This window comes from Nocardiopsis sp. FR4 (genome assembly GCF_009830945.1).
In the GTDB taxonomy this organism is placed as follows: domain Bacteria; phylum Actinomycetota; class Actinomycetes; order Streptosporangiales; family Streptosporangiaceae; genus Nocardiopsis.
Map to the genome: position 1 here is coordinate 1 of NZ_VWVV01000075.1, position 613 is coordinate 613.

Here is a 613-nt window from a genome sequence, read left to right on the forward strand (position 1 = left end):
GATGAAGCGGGGCATCCGCGACGCCATCGCCTACCTCAGGTACTACGGCGGCGCGGGCTCGGAGATCCTCGGCCACAGGGACGGCTACGCCACCGCGTGCCCGGGACCGGCCCTGTACGACCTGGTCCGCGGCGGGGACCTCGAACCGGGCGCCAACAGCGGCCCCATGGAGTACGTCACCGGGTTCGGTGAGACGCTCGGGTCGGTGGCCGCCAAGTTCGACGTTCCCTGGTGGTCCCTGGTCGAGCTGAACGGCCTGCCCAAGATCGTGCTCGAGAGCTACGAGTTCGCCATGGGCACCAAGCTCCTGATCCCGGCCCGCAGCTCGGAGCTGGACCCCCAGGGCGGTGTCAGCGGCCCCGTCGGGGACGGCGGCTACGTGCCCTTCCCCGGCACGGAGTGGTTCAAGGGCCGCCCGAACAGCCGGATCATCATGGCCATGGGCGTACGGCTCGTCCAGGAGGGCTGCAACCCCTACCGGGTGGGGCCCGGCGACCAGTGGTCGGACGTCGACCAGGACGCGTACGCGATGTGGCAGAGGAAGCTGGGCTTCACCGGCGCGGACGCCGACGGCTGGCCCGGGCGCACGACCTGGGACCGGCTCCGCGTCCCC

1 protein-coding gene is annotated in these 613 nt (G+C 71.6%); it reads left to right on the forward strand.

From position 1 onward, the window contains the following. A partial coding sequence (locus FYW95_RS27485; RefSeq protein ID WP_160051009.1) for a peptidoglycan-binding protein occupies window positions 1–613 on the forward strand: 613 nt, incomplete at both ends.